This is a genomic window from Aliagarivorans marinus DSM 23064, assembly GCF_000429485.1.
In the GTDB taxonomy this organism is placed as follows: Bacteria; Pseudomonadota; Gammaproteobacteria; order Enterobacterales; family Celerinatantimonadaceae; genus Aliagarivorans; species Aliagarivorans marinus.
Genome location: NZ_KE386907.1, coordinates 112177 through 129571, shown reverse-complemented (window position 1 = coordinate 129571; position 17395 = coordinate 112177). Strand labels below are relative to the sequence as shown.

Sequence of the window (17395 nt, the reverse complement as noted above, 5' to 3'; positions counted from 1 at the left end):
TTGTTATCGAGCAACTATTTTAGATATTAAACAGGGAAGCGTTTTCAAAGTGTTCGCTTTGTAATTGTTCTGTCGTGTTAATCGCTTATGGTCGGATACAAGTGGTATAAATACCACGTGTTTTCTAGCGCAAAGTGGTTCAAAAACCGACAATTACCCCCTAAAACATTTGACGTTGATCAACCTGTGAAAAATTATTTCAAATGAAATCATTTTCAAGATCTGGGCTTTTCACCGGATTTATTTACACTGTGTCAGCGTTAAGAGGCAAGGACTGTAAGTCGCTTATTTTTAAGCCTGCTTTATCAATTCATAAAGCTGCTGTCTCAACAAATTTTTGCTTGCACGGCGGGCTAGTCCCAAAATCGGTTAACACCGTGTAGGCAACAAAACGTCGTCAAAGGTTAGACATAAAGGAAAAGACTATGGCCGCTAAAAAGGCACAAGCCAACTCTCTTGGCTTAAGCAAGAAAGAGTTTAAAGACTCTATCGTTCGCCATCTGCGCAGCACCTACGGCACTGATGAAAGTCGCGCTAACGACCAAGCATGGTGGAAAGCGACCTGCTCAGCTGTTAACGAACTTATCTTCGAGCGCCTGACTCAAACTTCAAAAGCCAACGCTGACAATGACTCGCGTGCGGTTCACTATCTTTCTCTAGAGTTCTTGATGGGTCGCTTGACCGTTAACAACCTGCACAACGTAGGCGTTTTCGAAGCTGCGCGTGATGCACTGAGCGATCTGGGCAAGGACATCAACGACGTATGTGATGAAGAGCCTGATATGGCTCTGGGTAACGGTGGTCTGGGCCGTCTGGCTGCTTGTTTCATCGATTCTCTAGCTACCCTGAACTACCCAGCGGTTGGCTACGGCATCCACTACGAGCACGGCCTGTTCCGTCAAGAAATCCAAAACGGTCGTCAGATCGAGCGTCCAGACAGCTGGCGTGAATACGGCAACCCATTCGAGATTTGCCGTCCAGAATCTGTACAAGAAGTTCCACTATACGGCTACGTAGAGACCGTATTCGGTGAAGACGGCAAGATGCGCAAAGTGTGGCACGCTGGCCGTAAAATCAAGGGTGTGCCATGGGATATCCCAGTAGTTGGCTACGAAGCGAAAACCGTAAACGTACTGCGTTTGTGGGAATCTAAAGCGGCTGACTTCTTCGATTGGGATGTATTCAACGCCGGTGGTTACATCGACTCTCAAGCTGAGAAATCTCAAGCGGAAGCGGTATCTAAAGTACTGTACCCGAACGATGAAACCGAAGCGGGTAAAGAACTGCGTCTGATTCAGCAGTACTTCTTCTGTGCATGTTCTTTGAAAGACATCATCCGTCGTTACAAGCGTAACCACACTGATTTCTCTCAGTTCTCTAAGCAAGCCGTTGTACAGCTGAACGATACTCACCCAACCATCGCTATCCCTGAACTGATGCGCATTCTAATCGACGAAGAAGGCCTACAGTGGGACGAAGCGTGGAAAGTATGTTCAGAAACCTTCGCTTACACCAACCACACTCTGCTGCCAGAAGCACTAGAGAAGTGGGCTGTATACCTGTTCGAGAAAGTACTGCCTCGTCACCTGGAAATCATTTATGAAATCAACCGTCGCTTCCTGGAAGACGTGGTTGAAGCTAAATGGCCTGGCAACGACGAAATGAAGCGTCGTCTGTCTATTATCGAAGAAGGCGAGAGCCGCATGGTTCGCATGGCGTTCCTGTGTGTAATTGGTAGCTTCAAGACCAACGGTGTTGCAGCAATGCACTCTGAGCTGGTTAAAGAAGACCTGTTCCCAGAGTTCTACGAAATTTGGCCTGAGCGTTTCGAGAACGTAACCAACGGTGTGACTCCACGTCGCTGGCTGCTGGCTTGTAACGAAGAACTGGCGTCTATGTACACCGACCTGGTAGGCGACCAATGGCCACGTGACCTGAACCTGCTGAGCAAAGCCAACGAATTCGCTGACGATGCTAAGTTCCAGAAGAAATTCATGGACATCAAGCACACTAAGAAGGTTCAACTAGCCAAGGTTATTAAAGACCTGTGTGATGTAGAAGTGGATCCATCTGCTATCTTCGACATCCAGATCAAGCGTCTACACGAGTACAAGCGTCAGCAACTGAACCTGATTCACATCATGGCTCTGTACCGTCGTCTGCTGGAAAACCCAGACCTGGATATGCACCCACGTGTATACATCTTCGGCGCGAAAGCGGCTCCGGGTTACAAGCTGGCTAAAGACATCATCTACGGCATCAACAAAGTAGCTGAGAAGGTAAACAACGATCCTCGCATCAAAGGCAAGCTCAAAGTTGTATTCCTGCCTAACTACCGCGTAACTCTGGCTGAGAAACTGTTCCCAGCGGCTGACGTATCTGAGCAAATCTCAACTGCTGGTTACGAAGCTTCAGGTACCGGTAACATGAAGTTCGCTCTGAACGGTGCCCTGACTCTGGGTACTATGGACGGTGCAAACGTAGAAATCCGTGAAGAAGTGGGCGATGACAACATCTTCATCTTCGGTATGGACTGTGACGAAGTGAAAGCTGCCAAGGCTGCTGGTTACAACCCATGGGATTACTACTACAGCAACCCTGAGCTGAAAGCTGTTCTGGATTGGTTCGACACTGACTTCTTCACCCCGGGTAACCCTGGTGAGCTGTCTTCTATCAAGCACAGCCTGCTTGACGGTGGCGACCCATACCTGTGTCTGGCTGACTTCGAGTCTTACTCAGACGCGAACAAAGCTATCGATGCGGCTTACCGCGACCAGAAAGGCTGGGCGCGCATGGCAATCATCAACTCAGCGTCTGTTGGCAAGTTCAACTCTGACCGCTCGATTGAAGATTACGTAGAGCGCATCTGGCACTTGGAAAAAGTGATTCCTGCTTAATCACTGATTAAGTAAGCAATCGATAAAGAGGAGCATCATGCTCCTCTTTTTTTATGCGCGCTGAAGCCGCATACTGTTGATGCTCGAGCCTTAAATTAATCTACACAATTAGCCCGAGTAATTGATATCACAAGGAAGTAACACCGTGCATTCAACCAGCTTTGATTTTCTGGCGCATAGCCAGCAGGGCAATCCTTTGCCTGATTTTTCCGTAGAGCAACTGAGTATTAGCCAGAGCGCGCCGGGGGTAGTGCAGGTTCTGCCGCATGGCACAGAGCATTATCGCCGCGCCGTTGTCATCTCAGCTGGCGTGCATGGCAACGAAACCGCACCGATCGAGTGGCTTAACCAGTTTTGCGATCAAATTGTGACCGGGCAGGTCGTGCTGACCCAGCCTTTGTTGCTTATTTTGGGCAATTTACCTGCCATTGAGCAGGGCTGCCGCGAGACCTCGGTGAACATGAATCGCTTGTTCTGCGGCGCCCATCAAGACTACCCACAAAGCTACGAAACTTTGCGCGCTGCAGAACTCGAGCAGCAAGTGGCGCAGTTTTTTGCCCGCTTTAGTCATTTGCAGCCTTATCATTTTGATTTGCACACCGCTATCCGCGCTAGCAAGCATGAAAAGTTTGCGGTCTATCCCCATGGCAATGAGCTGTTGGTGACCGAGCAGCTGGCGTTCTTACAAAGCTGTGGGATTTATGCGGTACTGTTTTCCAACAAACCGACCACCACCTTTAGCTATCACAGTGCCAAAAAACACAGTGCGTTTGCCTATACCCTTGAGCTGGGGCGGGTGAATGACTTTGGTCAGAATGATTTGAGTCGACTGCAACGCTTTGATGGCGCCATTCAGCAATTGCTTCGTCAGCCGCAGCAGCCGCGCCTCGATTTTGATACCCACCGCGCCTATGTCTATCAGGTCACCGAAGAGCTGACCAAGCTCGCCGAGGATTTCGAGTTCACCTTTGACGATCAGCTGGCTAACTTCACCGAATTTAGCGAAGGGGCAATTATCGCCAAGCAAAACGGTAAGGCCACACGGATCGAAGGCGGCGCTCGCGGCGTAGTCTTTCCTAATAGCCAAGTGGCCTTGGGTCATCGCGCGGCGCTGTTGGTGAAACGGGTTGAAGAGCTTGAGCTTAAGGTGCTGAAAGCCCAAAGCAGTAGCAGCTTGCCCTAAGCTTTTTGTCAGCACTTGTTGTAAGCGCTTTTGTTATTAAAACCAGCGAGTGAAAGTTAAGTACGTGCTGGGTTTCACATGGTACAATCCAGCGAGTTTTCAATAGATTGAAAGGGACAATGGAGTGATGATCCCGCGATTAACGCCTTCAGATGCGCTAGAGACGCGCTATTTAGAATATCTCTCAAAGTTAGAGCAATCCGCCTTTAGCGGTGATATCGAAACTACTTACAGCAGTCGTTTGGCAGTAGCAACGGATAACTCTGTTTACCAGTACCTGCCACAAGCGGTGGTCTATCCGCGCTCGACGGAAGACATTCAGCAGATCGCCCGGATTGCCTCGACCAGTCGTTTCACTGACATCAAGCTGAGCCCGCGCGGCGGCGGCACCGGCACTAACGGTCAATCGCTTACCGAAGGGATTGTGGTGGACTTATCTCGCCATATGAACAAGGTACTGGAGATCAACGTTGAGCAGCGTTGGGTCAGGGTGCAGTGCGGTATTGTTAAAGACCAACTCAACCAAGCGCTGAAACAACATGGTTTGTTCTTTTCGCCCGAGCTGTCCACCAGCAACCGCGCCACCTTGGGTGGGATGATCAACACCGATGCCTCAGGGCAGGGCTCATTGGTATATGGAAAAACCAGTGATCACGTGTTGTCGGTTACCGCGGTACTCGCCAACGGCGAGCGTATTGATACCGCGCCGGTGGCCTTAGATAAGATCTCCTCGCTGCATGCGGCCAGTCAGCGCCTGTATACTGCGGCGGTTGAGGCCTGTGTGGATCAGCGTGCACTGATTGAGCAACGCTTTCCCAAGCTAAACCGCTTCTTGACCGGTTATGACTTGAAGAACGCCTATGATCAAGATGATCAAACCATTGATCTGACCCGCTTGCTATGTGGCTCAGAGGGCTCACTGGCCTTTATCGGTGAAGCCAAGCTCGATCTAACGCCAATCCCTAAGCTGCGCTCGCTGGTCACCGTTAAATACGACTCCTTCGATTCCGCCTTGCGCCACGCTCCTGCGCTGGTCAAGGCCGATGCCTTATCGGTGGAAACCATCGACTCCAAGGTGCTGAACCTGGCCCGTGAAGATGTGGTCTGGGACAGCGTAAAGGCATTGATCACCGACGTACCTGATGCCGATATGCAGGGCATCAATATCGTTGAGTTCGCCGAAGACGACGAGGCTAAGCAGCAGCAAAAGATTGCCGCACTTACCGAGCGACTTGATGCGGGCAACGAGAAGGGCGTAATTGGCTATCAGATCTGCCATCAGCTTAGCGAGATCAACGCCATCTACGGCATGCGTAAAAAGGCGGTGGGTCTTCTGGGTAACGCCAAAGGCTGGGCCAAGCCGATCGCTTTTGCTGAAGATACCTGCGTGCCACCGGAGCATCTGGCGGATTACATCGTGGAGTTCCGCGAGCTGCTTGATAGCTACGACCTTCACTACGGCATGTTCGGCCACGTCGACTCGGGCGTGCTGCACGTTCGCCCGGCGCTCGACATGTGCGATCCCGAGCAGGAACGCCTGCTGCGCAGCATCTCCGATAAGGTGGTGATGCTGACTGCCAAGTATGGCGGCCTGATGTGGGGCGAGCACGGTAAGGGCTTCCGCTCAGAATATAGCCCCTCGTTCTTCGGTGAGGAGCTGTTCAAAGAGCTGCGCCGAATCAAGACGGCCTTTGATCCGCACAACCAAATCAACCCGGGTAAGATCTGTACGCCGTTTAACAACAGCGAGCAATTGGTCTCGGTGGATGGCACCAAGCGCGGCGCCTATGACCGACAAATCCCGATTGAGGTGCGCGACAGCTTTAATACCGCGCTCGAGTGTAACGGCAATGGCTTGTGCTTTAACTACGATCTGGACTCGCCGATGTGTCCATCGTTTAAGGCGACTGGCGATCGTCGCTTCTCGCCAAAAGGCCGCGCTGGCTTGGTGCGCGAGTGGCTGCGCCAGTTAGAGAAACTAAAAGTCGACCCGTTGGTGCAGGAGCAAAAGCAGCAGCGTTTCACCGTGCACCCAGAGACTTGGCTATTGCGCCTGCGTAACAGCATGGCGCTGCGTAAAGGTAACTACGACTACAGCCAAGAGGTGTATCAAGCCATGCAAACCTGCTTGGCCTGTAAAGCCTGTACCACCGCGTGCCCAATTAAAGTGGATGTACCAAGCTTCCGCGCCCGTTTCCTAAACCTTTACCATGGCCGCTACCTACGTCCGCTAAAAGACTACTTTGTTGCCTATGTAGAGAGTTATGCGCCGCTGATGGCCAAAGCGCCCGGCCTGTTCAACGCCATGATGAGCCCAGCATGGCTCAATGGCTTAATTGAGAAGAGCGTGGGCATGGTCGATATCCCTCGTTTAAGTGCGCCGGCGCTGCGCAAACGGGTGCCCAAGGTACTCAACGACAAGCAAACCTTGAAGATGCTGCGTGGGCTGAGCGACGAGCAACGCCAACGCACCGTGCTGCTGGTACAAGACCCATTCACCTCATACTACGAGGCGGACTTGGTCGAGCGCTTTGTACAGTTTTGCGCCAAGCTGGGCTACCACTGTGTGTTGCTGCCGTTTAAACCGAACGGTAAGCCGCAGCATGTAAAGGGCTTCTTGGGTAAGTTTGGCCGAACCGCTAAGAGCACTGCAGCATTTTTAAACACCGTGGCCGAACTAGACCTGCCTATGGTTGGTTTAGAGCCTGCTACCGTGTTGTGTTATCGCGATGAGTACAAAGAAGCGCTTGGCGATGCGCGCGGCGACTTCGAGGTACAACTGCCGCAAGAGTGGCTGGTTAATGCCTTGCCGGAGGAGGCGCAGAGCGCCGAGCAAAGCGAACAGCCGTGGTACTTCTTCCCACACTGCACCGAGACCTCCTTACATGCCGATGCGTTCAAACAATGGCAGCAGGTGTTTAGCCACTTCGGCCAACGCCTGGAGAAGGTCAGCGTGGGTTGCTGCGGTATGGCGGGTACCTACGGTCACGATGCTAAGCAGGTAGAAACCTCGAAAGAGATCTATCGCAGTAGTTGGCAGGTCAAGCGTGAACAGCTACCGGCTGAGCGCTGTGTGGCGACGGGCTATTCTTGTCGAAGCCAGACCAAGCGCATGGAAGGCGATAAGATGCAGCATCCGCTGCAGGCCTTGTTGGAGCATGCGCTGGGTAATGCCGCTAAAACGGCGCAACCTGAGCAGGAGCAAGCCGCATGAGTATCTGGGCGCAACCGGTAAAGCTCGAGCAGCTTAATGCCATGAGTCAGGGCAATATGCTCGGTCATCTCGATATCACCTTCACCGAGGTGGGCGACGATTACCTGTGTGCTGAGATGCCGGTGACTGCCAAAGTGAAGCAACCCATGGGTCTGCTGCATGGTGGCGCCAGTGTCGTGCTGGCTGAGAGCTTAGCCAGTTGCGCTGCCTACCTTACAGTGGAGCAGGGCGGCGCTGTGGTGGGCCTGGAAGTTAACGCCAACCATATGAAGGCCGTGCGCGATGGCGTGGTGACGGCGAAAGCCAAGCCGCTTTCGATGGGCCGGCAAGTACAGGTGTGGCAGATCGATATCTTTCAACAGCAACAGCAGGTCTGCGCTGCGCGCTTAACCACCATGATTAAGCAGCCAGCGGTTAGTGCCGGTTAAGGCCAAGCCTCAGATTTACTCACTTAAGTTTGCTAACTCAAGTTTATTAAGACAGGCCGCAGTATCGTAACTGCGGCCTTTTTAGTGTTCGCTTTGCTTGTACGTGGCGTGAAGTATAAGCGCGAAACTAGTTGAAACTTTTCTTACCAACATATCTAGACAAGTCGCCTTGTGATGGCTCTGCTTATGGACAAAGTGCCGGTAGAACAGGAGCTTGCTCGATTTTACACAAGTATGATATCGATTCCTGAGTGTCATATTTATGTCAATTCACCTCCATGAATAGTTCATAGTTGCCCGCCAAGATGCTGTTAGTTCAAGCAGCAAGGCAGCAACATGGAAGCGATTATTCAGGTCAAAGGACTGAGCAAAACCTTTGGCGACAAACACGCGCTCAAAGATATCAATCTCGATATTACCAACGGCAGCATGACCGCCTTACTCGGTCCCTCAGACTCAGGCAAGTCTACCTTGTTGCGCCACCTCAGTGGCTTGGTCTATTCCGATAAAGATCCCATGGCGCAGGTCAGTGTGCTTGGCAGCCAAGTACAAGCTGTCGGTAAAGCTAGTAAGCAGGTGCGCCAGTGCCGAGCCCGCGCCGGTTATATCTTCCAACAGTTCAACTTGGTCAATCGACTCACGGTTATGACCAACGTGTTGGTTGGCGCACTGAACCAAACGCCTTGGTGGCGCACCTTAAGCGGCCAGTTTACCCGCGAGCAGCAAATGCGCGCTTTGCAGGCCCTTGAGCGAGTGGGGATGGCCGCCTTTGCCCAGCAGCGGGTGTCGACCTTGTCCGGCGGTCAGCAGCAGCGGGTGGCGATAGCCCGTGCACTAATGCAAGACGCCAAGATCATCTTCGCCGACGAGCCGATTGCATCGCTAGACCCCGAGTCGTCACGGATCGTGATGGAACTGCTTAAAGACATTAATCAACGTGAAGGGATCCCAGTGATTGTGACCCTTCATCAGGTCGATTACGCGAAAAGCTACAGCGACCACATTATCGCTCTGCGCGCCGGCGAAGTGTTCTTCGACGGGCCCAGCGAACAGTGCACCCAAGAGGTGCTCGATTCTATCTATACCAGTCAATCTCAAACACCCCAAGCAACGCAACCAGTCGGTATCGGCGGCGTAGGTTTGGGTCAACAACCTGCGTATAACAACTAAACGGAGTTAACCAACATGTTATGCAAGTTTAAGAAGGTCTTTACTCAACTGGCTATGGTAGCCGCAGTCAGCAGCGCACCAGCAATTGCCGACGAACAGCCACTTGAGAAGATTAACTTCGGGATCATCTCAACCGAGTCACAGCAAAACCTGAAAGCTGCCTGGCAACCCTTCCTCGATGATATGGGCGAAAAGCTTGGCGTTGAAGTGAAAGCCTTCTTCGCGCCTGACTATGCCGGCATCATCCAGGGCATGCGCTTCGACAAGGTGGATGTGGCGTGGTACGGCAACAAATCTGCCATGGAAGCGGTGGATCGCGCAGGCGGTGAAATCTTCGCCCAAACCGTGGATGCATCCGGCAACCCGGGTTACTGGAGCTTGCTGATTACCCACAAAGACAGCCCCATCAACTCGGTAGAAGATATGATCTCAGCCCGAGGCGATCTGAGCTTTGGTAACGGCGATCCAAACTCTACCTCTGGTTTCCTGGTGCCTTCTTACTACGTGTTCGCACAAAACCAAATCAGCCCATCTGATTTCAAACGTTCGGTAAATGCCAGCCACGAAGTTAACGCCTTCGCAGTAGTGAACAAGCAGGTGGACGTTGCCACCAATAACACCGAAAACGTGGCTCGCTTTACTGCCAACAACCCTGAGAAAGCGGAAGACCTGAAAATCATTTGGAAGTCACCGCTGATCCCTTCCGACCCCATCGTATGGCGCAAGAACCTGCCTGTTGAGACCAAACAAGCGGTGTACGACTTCTTTATGAGCTACGGCAAGTCAGGTAACCAAGCGGAAATCGACGTACTTGCGGGCCTTGACTGGGCACCCTTCAAAGCCTCTAGCGACCTGCAATTGCTGCCTATCCGCCAGCTACAGCTATTCAAAAACCGCAGCGTGATTATGAACAAAGCCGACCTGAGCGACGCAGACAAAGCGGAGCTGGACGCCATCGACGCCAAACTGGCTGAGCTGAATCGTCAAATGGCCGCGTTGGATGCAATGAACGCAAGCTAAGCCTGACGCCTGTTAGCCGCAACAAACAAGGGGCAGGGCGCAACGCCCAGCCCCATTAACAAGGAAAAGATGTACATGGAAGCGAGTCAAAAGCAGCTGCTGGAGCACCAAGTTCCCCAGCGCATCAGTCTGCTCACATTCACCTCAATGCTGGTTCTCGTGGCCGTACTGGTGTGGTCTTGGTATGGCGCCGAAATGGACCCCGGTCAGCTGATCCGCGATGCCGGCAATATGGCCGAGCTCGCCGCCGACTTTGTGCCACCGGATTTCTCACTGTGGCAGCTCTATCTGGAAGAGACCATCGTCACTATCCAGATTGCCGTGTGGGGAACCGCACTGGCCGTGGTGTTCTCGATTCCCTTTGGTCTGCTGTGCGCTGACAACATTGTTCCCGCCTGGATTTATCAACCGGTACGCCGCCTGATGGACGCCGCCCGTGCAATTAACGAGATGGTGTTTGCCATGTTGTTTGTGGTGGCTGTTGGCTTAGGGCCGTTTGCTGGGGTTATGGCCTTGTTTGTACATACCACCGGGGTGTTGGCCAAACTGTTCTCAGAAGCGGTGGAAGCGATTGACCTTGGCACCGTCGAAGGTGTTCGGGCCACTGGTGCCAACAAGCTCGAAGAGATCGTCTATGGCGTAATTCCTCAAGTGTTGCCGCTGTGGATCTCATTCATTTTGTACCGTTTCGAGTCCAACGTTCGCTCGGCGACAGTGGTCGGAATGGTGGGCGCTGGCGGCGTTGGCGTGTTGCTGTGGGAGGCTATCCGTGGCTTCCAGTTCCAGCAAACCGCAGCAATTATGCTGGTGGTGATCATCACGGTTAGCGCCATCGACTTTATGTCGCAAGTGATCCGCAAGCGCTTTATCTAAGCGCTTTTTTTACGGCAACTTGTCTAGACAAGCTGCCGGTTATGGCCAACGAGGAGCGTGCAAGTGGCTGTGTATATGAGTATTGCTAAAGAGCTGGAAAGCGAGGTGCTGCGAGACTACCGACCGGGCGATTACCTGCCATCGGAGTCCACTTTAGCCGGGCGATTTGCGGTGAACCGCCATACCGTGCGGCGGGCAGTGGATGAGCTGGTGTCACAGGGCTTGGTGCTGCGCCAGCAAGGCAAGGGCAATATGGTGTTGTCACGCCCGGCCGACTACTTGCTGCATTCGGGCGCCCATTACACCGCCAACGTACTAGAGCAGGGAAGCCTGCCACGCTGTGAGGTGTTGCAGTCGCGCGCCATCAAGGCCTCCGAGCGGATAGCCGAGCGGCTAGGTGTGAGCTGTGATAGCAAGATCATCCATATCCGTACCTTTCGCCGCACCGACGGTGTACCGCGTGCGCTTATCGACCATTACTTCGCCGATATGAGCTGGTGGCCGGTGCTCAAGCACTTTAAATGCGGCTCATTACACGCCTTTATCAACAAAGAGATCGGCATTCAGTTGGTGCGCAAGCAAACCCGGGTAAGGGCACAAATCGCCAGCCCGGAATTGTGCCGACAGCTGCAAATCAATCACAGCATCCCGGTGTTGAAAATCAACACCATCAACCTGATCAAAGACACCCAGATCGTCGCTGAGCATTCGTGTTCTAACACCCGCTCTGATTTCGTCGAACTGGTAATGGAGCACTAGATGAGTCAACTGAAATCACGCGCCCGCTGGATGTCGGTACTGGCCAAAGCCGACTTTGCGAAACTGCAGCAGTGTTGGACAGAGTTGGAACTACAGCCCGATTACACCGTGGTGCGCGCCCCCGAAATCGGCCTCGCGCAGGTGCGAGCGCGCATTGGCAGCAGTGGCCGCCAATTCAATATTGGCGATGTCACCATCACCCGGGCTGCGGTAAGGCTGAATAACGGCACGCTGGGCAGTAGCTACCTGCAGGGGCGCAATAAGGCCCATGCTGAGCTGGCGGCCTTGCTCGATGGTCTGTTGCAGCAACCCAAGTATCAATCCCTGTTAACCGAGCAAGTGATTGAACCGTTAGAGCAAGCCAAAGAAGCGGTAGATGCGGCGCGCGCCGAGCAAGTTGCCACCAGCAAGGTGGACTTCTTCACCATGGTGCGAGGCGAGGATTAAACCGTGGGGCATTCAAACCAAACACTAAGGATTTCACCATGACACAAACCTGTATTACTGAAGGCATGCGTGATGTTGTTCACCACACTCAGGCCTGTTTTCGCCAGGTACTAACAGCCTTGTCTGAGCCGGGCAGTCGGCACACCTTGGGGCGACACCCTGGTTTTGGCGATATGAGCGCCGCTGCCAGCGAGGTGGTACTAAGCCTGTGCGATGGCAGCACGCCGTTGTGGCTATCACCGCGCTTGGCGAACCAACCCGAGATAGGCGCAAACCTGCACTTTCACTGCGGGGTAAATCTGGTTGACGAGACCCGCGCAGCTAGCTTTGCGGTAATAGGTCGGGGCGACCATGGCGCTTATGTGGCCAAGGACTTTGCCCTCGGCTCCGAGGAGTATCCGGACCGCAGCGCCACTGTGATCATCGAGGTCGATCAACTTGATCGTGGACTCACCTTGGCCATTAGTGGCCCGGGCATAGCTGGGCGCCAGCAAATCTGTTTGGGCGACCTTGACCCGGCCTGGCTACATACGTTGCGCGAAGGGCGCTTTCCTTTAGGGCTGGATCTGCTGTTTGTCGCAGGCTCTGAGCTACTGGCCCTGCCAAGAACCACTGTTGTAGAGGTATTAGCATGTACGTAGCAGTAAAAGGGGGTGAGCAGGCGATTGCCGCCGCGCACCGCTTACAGGCGCAAAAACGCCGGGGCGATAGCCGCGTTACTGAGCTGTCAGTGGCACAGATCGAGCAGCAACTGGCCGGCTCGGTAGACCGGGTGATGACTGAGGGCGGTATCTACGACAAGCAACTAGCGGCACTGGCAATCAAGCAAGCTGCTGGCGATCTGGTGGAGGCAATCTTCTTGCTACGCGCTTATCGCACCACCTTGCCGCGCTTGGCCGTACTAGAACCGGTCGATACCACCGCGATGAAGGTGGAGCGGCGCATTTCGGCGGCCTACAAGGATCTGCCCGGTGGTCAGGTGCTGGGGCCAACCTATGACTATACCCATCGTTTGCTCGATTTCGCGTTGTTAGCCGAAAACGACTCTTCACAAAGCGAGAAAGCAAACGCAGAACATAATTCAGGCCACAGCGCAGATAACAGCACGCGGCCCGAGCAAGACTTTACCCGCTGCCCGCAAGTGATGAGCATGTTGGAGCGTTTGCAACTGGTGGTTGAAGAGCAGGACCAGCAGCAAGCGCCCAGCGATATTACTGAGCAACCGATTGATTACCCTTGCGATCGCAGCGCCCGCCTGCAGCAACTGGTGCGCGGTGATGAAGGTTACTTGCTCGCCTTGGGCTACTCCACCCAGCGCGGCTATGGGCGCAACCATCCTTTCGCTGGCGAGATCCGCTCCGGCAAGGTCAGCTTATGCCTCGACAGTGAAGAGCTCGGCTTTGAGATTGAGATTGGCGAGCTAGAGCTGACCGAGTGCCAGATGATTAACGGCTTCGAGGCCAGCGAGCAGCAACGGGCGCGCTTTACCCGTGGTTATGGCCTGAGTATGGGCTTTACCGAGCGCAAAGCGATGTCGATGGCCTTGGTCGATCGCGCCCTGCAATCGCGTGAGCGTGGCGAAGCGGTTGATGGCCCCGCACAAGATGAAGAATTTGTACTGGCCCATGCCGACAACGTCGAAGCGGCAGGCTTTGTCTCACACCTGAAGTTGCCCCATTACGTGGACTTCCAATCGGAGTTGGCCTTGCTACGCGATCTACACAAGGCCTACGACCAGCAACTGACCAACGCTCCTCACGCAGAGCCCATCTCTTCACAGGAGGAGCAAGATGTCTGAGCAACTCAATAGCGGGTACAACCACGCCTACCTCGATGAGCAAACCAAACGGATGATCCGCCGCGCCATTCTCAAGGCAGTGGCGATCCCCGGTTATCAAGTCCCCTTTGGCGGGCGCGAGATGCCGATGCCATATGGCTGGGGAACCGGCGGGGTGCAGGTCACTGCGGCGATCATTGGCCAGCAAGATACCCTAAAGGTGATTGACCAAGGCGCCGATGACACCACTAATGCCGTATCCATTCGCGCCTTCTTCGAGAACGTCGCTGACGCCGCTACCACCGAAAAAACCGCCGAGGCGAGCATTATCCAGACCCGCCACCGCATCCCGGAAGCGCCGTTGGCGAGTGACCAGATTTTGGTGTATCAGGTACCAATCCCCGAGCCGCTGCGCTTTATCGAGCCGCGCGAAACCGAGACCCGGAAGATGCACGCGCTGGAAGAGTACGGGATTATGCAGGTCAAGCTCTACGAAGATGTTGCCAAGTATGGGCATATCGCCACTGCATATGCGTATCCGGTCAAGGTGAACGGCCGCTACATTATGGACCCATCACCGATTCCAAAATTCGACAATCCCAAGATGGATAACTCGCCTGCGCTACAACTGTTTGGTGCTGGGCGCGAGAAACGCATCTACGCCATTCCACCTTATACCGAGGTGCAGAGCCTTGAGTTTGATGACTACCCCTTTGAGGTGCAGCGTTGGGATGAGCCCTGCAGTATCTGTGGTTCGACCGAGTCCTTCCTCGATGAGGTGGTTATCGATGACCAAGGGGGCAGTGTGTTTATCTGTTCTGACACCGATTACTGCTGCGGCCAGCAGCAGAGCCATAAGCCGCTAAGTAGTGACGAGGAGTATGCACAATGACAGCGATCAATTCAGTGATTTCAAGACCTAGTGCGGCTCAGATGAAGGTTCAAGCAGAGATCCATGGCCAAGCCGACCGCCCATTACTGGTGGTAGATGCACTGAGCAAGCTCTATGCACCGGGTAAGGGCTTCAGCGAGGTCAGTTTCGCTCTCTACTCCGGAGAGGTACTGGGGATTGTCGGTGAGTCCGGATCGGGCAAGAGTACCTTGCTGCAAGCCTTGTCGGGGCGCCTTAAACCAGACGCAGGTTCTGTTTTGTACCGCGGTTATGCGCAAGGTGATCAAGGCGATCAAATGAATGATCTCTATGGTATGCCCGAGAGTGAGCGCAGGCGTCTGCTGCGCACCGAGTGGGGCGTGGTCCACCAACACCCTATGGATGGGCTGCGGCCCCGCGTGTCTGCCGGTGGCAATATTGGCGAGCGACTAATGGCCAAGGGCCTTAGCCACTACGGCAATATTCGCGAACAAGCACTGCGCTGGCTGTCGGATGTGGAGATCGATCAGGGGCGGGTGGATGATTTGCCGACCACCTTCTCTGGTGGCATGCAGCAGCGTTTGCAGATCGCCCGTAACCTGGTCACTCATCCCCAGCTGATTTTTATGGACGAGCCCACCGGCGGTCTGGACGTATCGGTACAGGCGCGCTTACTGGATTTGCTACGTCGCTTGGTCAACGAGTTAAACCTGTCGGTGATTATCGTCACCCACGACCTTGCGGTCGCCCGCCTGTTGGCCGATCGGCTCATGGTGATGAAGCAAAGCCGCGTGGTCGAGTCCGGGCTCACCGATCAGGTGTTAGACGACCCACAACATCCCTATACCCAGTTACTGGTGTCTTCGGTTCTTCAAAATTAAGGATATCTGGAATGGAAACCATGCTCAGAGCGAGTGAGGTAAGCAAACGCTTTGTATTGCATAACCAAGGAGGCGTGGAACTGCCGGTGTTAAAACAGGCCAGTTTTAGCGTCAATCAAGGAGAATGTTTGGTGCTAAACGGGCGTTCTGGCTCGGGAAAGTCGACCCTGCTGCGCGCGCTGTACGGCAACTACTTGGTCGATAGCGGGCGGATTGAGGTGAAAACGCAGGGTTATTGGCTGGATATTGCATCCGCTACGCCGCGGGCTATTTTACAGCTTCGTCGCAACACCATCGGTTGGGTGAGCCAGTTTTTACGGGTGATCCCACGGGTCAGTGCCCTGGATGTGGTAATGCAACCGCTGCTGGATGTCGGCGGTGATGCCAAACACGCCAAGCACAAGGCCCAACAGTTACTGGAGCGCTTAAATGTACCTTCACATCTGTGGGCCTTGGCCCCAGCCACCTTCTCCGGTGGTGAGCAGCAACGGGTGAACATCGCTCGCGGCTTTATCCTCGACTACCCGGTGCTACTGCTCGACGAGCCCACCGCATCCTTAGACAGTACCAATGCGAGCGCAGTGGTGGAGCTTATCGACCAAGCCAAACAACGCGGCGCCGCTGTTGTTGGCATTTTTCATGATAGTCAGGTTCGGGAGCAGGTCGCTGACCGACTCTATGACTTGAGTACTCAAGATACGACGGTGCAGGGGTAGTAGTGCGATGATCATTACAAATATCAATATGGTGCTGGAACACGAAGTGGTGCGCGGCTCCATCGAGTTTAACAAGCAAGGCATTGTCAGCCTGGCCGATAGTCAATCGCAACACCCCAGCGCCTTCGATGGTGAAGGGGGCTGGTTGATGCCAGGGCTGATCGAGCTGCATACCGATAATCTCGAGCAGTACTTTACCCCGCGTCCCAAAGTAGACTGGCCGCCATTTTCGGCCATGAGCGCCCACGATGCGCAAGTGGTGGGGGCGGGCATTACCACGGTGCTCGATGCGGTGGCGCTGGGCGATTACCGCGGTACTGGCGACCGTAGCAAAAACGTCGATAAGCTGATCGAAACGGTGGTGGAGAGCCAAAAGCGTGGGGTAAACCGCGCTGACCACTTTCTGCATCTGCGCTGTGAGCTACCCCATAGCACTACGCTGGGTATGTTCGAGCGTTACGCAGATGTCGAGGCAATCAAGCTGGTGTCACTGATGGACCACGCTCCGGGACAACGCCAGTTTGTTAATGTCGAGAAGTACCGCGAGTACTATCAAGGCAAGTATAAGTTCAGCGACGCCGAGCTACAGCACTTCGAGCAGGAACAGATCGCGCTGTCTGAGCAGTGGTCGCGCCCCAATCGTGTGGCGGTGAGTGAACGTTGCCGCGATCTGGTGATCCCAATGGCCTCCCACGACGATGCCACCCTATTGCATGTCAATGAATCCTGGGAGCTGGGCATGGGGATTGCTGAGTTTCCCACCACTGTGGACGCAGCAGTACGCTCCCACCAACTGGGCATGCAGGTGCTAATGGGCGCGCCTAACGTGGTGCGGGGCGGCTCTCATTCGGGGAACGTTGCTGCGCACCAGCTCGCCAGTATGGGCGTGTTAGACATTCTCTCCTCCGATTACTACCCAGCAAGTTTGCTCAACGCAATCTTTGCACTGAGTAGCGATGAGAGTAATGACTACGACATGGTGAAGGCCACTCGGCTGGCGACCTATAACCCCGCACAAGCGCTGTTACTGGAAGATCGTGGGCTTATTGCCGAGGGCAAACGGGCCGATCTGCTGCTGTGTCATCTGCACCATGGCAGCCCCTATGTCACCCACGTATGGCGCAATGGCCGTCAGGTGTTCTAGCACAGGGAGCGAGGG

The 17395-nt window shown here is 54.1% G+C and carries 15 protein-coding genes; all 15 read left to right on the top strand.

Annotation, left to right across the window (positions count from 1 at the left end; translation table 11 throughout):
* Positions 1-425 precede the first annotated feature (425 nt).
* The 15 genes from G461_RS0114970 to phnM all read left to right on the top strand — a co-directional run bounded on the left by G461_RS0114970 (position 426) and on the right by phnM (position 17380).
* Positions 426-2897 (top strand): glycogen/starch/alpha-glucan phosphorylase, encoded by a 2472-nt coding sequence (locus G461_RS0114970; protein ID WP_026972441.1) that lies wholly within the window; start codon positions 426-428, stop codon positions 2895-2897.
* A gap of 145 nt (positions 2898-3042) precedes the next feature.
* Complete coding sequence (astE, locus tag G461_RS24395; RefSeq protein ID WP_051333594.1) at positions 3043-4080, top strand: succinylglutamate desuccinylase; 1038 nt, start codon at positions 3043-3045, stop codon at positions 4078-4080.
* Positions 4081-4207: 127 nt separating this feature from the next.
* Positions 4208-7294 carry a D-2-hydroxyglutarate dehydrogenase YdiJ gene (gene ydiJ / locus G461_RS24390; RefSeq protein WP_051333593.1) on the top strand — a complete coding sequence of 1029 codons (3087 nt, stop codon included), beginning with the start codon at positions 4208-4210 and terminating at the stop codon, positions 7292-7294.
* On the top strand, positions 7291-7722 hold the full coding sequence (locus G461_RS0114955) for a hotdog fold thioesterase (RefSeq protein WP_026972440.1): 432 nt from the start codon (positions 7291-7293) through the stop codon (positions 7720-7722). Before ydiJ ends, G461_RS0114955 begins: the two co-directional genes overlap by 4 nt.
* A gap of 336 nt (positions 7723-8058) precedes the next feature.
* Positions 8059-8892, top strand: coding sequence for a phosphonate ABC transporter ATP-binding protein (gene phnC, locus G461_RS0114950; RefSeq protein WP_026972439.1), 834 nt, complete (start codon positions 8059-8061; stop codon positions 8890-8892).
* 15 nt (positions 8893-8907) lie between these two features.
* Positions 8908-9912 carry a phosphonate ABC transporter substrate-binding protein gene (gene phnD, locus G461_RS0114945; RefSeq protein WP_026972438.1) on the top strand — a complete coding sequence of 335 codons (1005 nt, stop codon included), beginning with the start codon at positions 8908-8910 and terminating at the stop codon, positions 9910-9912.
* Positions 9913-9987: 75 nt separating this feature from the next.
* On the top strand, positions 9988-10785 hold the full coding sequence (gene phnE / locus G461_RS0114940; protein ID WP_084429280.1) for a phosphonate ABC transporter, permease protein PhnE: 798 nt from the start codon (positions 9988-9990) through the stop codon (positions 10783-10785).
* A gap of 57 nt (positions 10786-10842) precedes the next feature.
* Complete coding sequence (phnF, locus tag G461_RS0114935) at positions 10843-11544, top strand: phosphonate metabolism transcriptional regulator PhnF (RefSeq protein WP_342664372.1); 702 nt, start codon at positions 10843-10845, stop codon at positions 11542-11544.
* Positions 11545-11991 carry a phosphonate C-P lyase system protein PhnG gene (phnG, locus tag G461_RS0114930; protein ID WP_026972435.1) on the top strand — a complete coding sequence of 149 codons (447 nt, stop codon included), beginning with the start codon at positions 11545-11547 and terminating at the stop codon, positions 11989-11991.
* A gap of 38 nt (positions 11992-12029) precedes the next feature.
* Positions 12030-12632 (top strand): phosphonate C-P lyase system protein PhnH, encoded by a 603-nt coding sequence (phnH, locus tag G461_RS0114925; RefSeq protein ID WP_026972434.1) that lies wholly within the window; start codon positions 12030-12032, stop codon positions 12630-12632.
* Positions 12623-13789 carry a carbon-phosphorus lyase complex subunit gene (locus G461_RS0114920; RefSeq protein WP_026972433.1) on the top strand — a complete coding sequence of 389 codons (1167 nt, stop codon included), beginning with the start codon at positions 12623-12625 and terminating at the stop codon, positions 13787-13789. The genes phnH and G461_RS0114920 overlap by 10 nt, the downstream gene beginning before the upstream one ends.
* On the top strand, positions 13782-14660 hold the full coding sequence (locus G461_RS24385; protein WP_035480424.1) for an alpha-D-ribose 1-methylphosphonate 5-phosphate C-P-lyase PhnJ: 879 nt from the start codon (positions 13782-13784) through the stop codon (positions 14658-14660). Before G461_RS0114920 ends, G461_RS24385 begins: the two co-directional genes overlap by 8 nt.
* Positions 14657-15520, top strand: coding sequence for a phosphonate C-P lyase system protein PhnK (phnK, locus tag G461_RS0114910; protein ID WP_342664371.1), 864 nt, complete (start codon positions 14657-14659; stop codon positions 15518-15520). The genes G461_RS24385 and phnK overlap by 4 nt, the downstream gene beginning before the upstream one ends.
* 11 nt (positions 15521-15531) lie before the next feature.
* Entirely contained in the window at positions 15532-16236 is a 705-nt protein-coding gene (gene phnL / locus G461_RS0114905; RefSeq protein ID WP_026972431.1) for a phosphonate C-P lyase system protein PhnL, read from the top strand.
* A 7-nt stretch (positions 16237-16243) separates the two neighbouring features.
* The gene (phnM, locus tag G461_RS0114900; protein ID WP_026972430.1) at positions 16244-17380 is read left to right on the top strand and encodes an alpha-D-ribose 1-methylphosphonate 5-triphosphate diphosphatase; all 1137 of its coding nucleotides are present in this window, start codon (positions 16244-16246) and stop codon (positions 17378-17380) included.
* Positions 17381-17395: the final 15 nt, after the last annotated feature.